At 55.9% G+C, this 236-nt stretch carries 1 protein-coding gene; it reads right to left on the bottom strand.

Annotation, left to right across the window (positions count from 1 at the left end):
• Window positions 1-236: KUP/HAK/KT family potassium transporter (locus KVT28_RS26890; RefSeq protein ID WP_217551378.1), on the bottom strand; the 236-nt coding region annotated here is incomplete at both ends.

Below are 236 nucleotides of genomic sequence, written 5' to 3'. Positions count from 1 at the left end.
AGGTGCGCACAATGCGCATCGGCGGCAAATAGCCGAGACTCACTGCCTGACACGTTAATGAGAACACGCCGGATACCACCGTTTGCGAGGCGATCACTGTGGCTAAGGTGGCGAGAATCAACAGCGGGATCAGCATCCAATGCGGCGCAAGCAGGAAGAACGGGTTTTTGTTCGCTTCAGGATGTTTGTGCAGCAGCGCGCCCTGTCCAAAGTAGTTGAGCACCAGTGAAGGCAGT

The sequence above is a fragment of the Pantoea sp. GbtcB22 genome, from assembly GCF_019091025.1.
GTDB lineage: Bacteria > Pseudomonadota > Gammaproteobacteria > Enterobacterales > Enterobacteriaceae > Pantoea > Pantoea leporis.
This window is presented reverse-complemented; position numbering and strand designations above follow the sequence as displayed.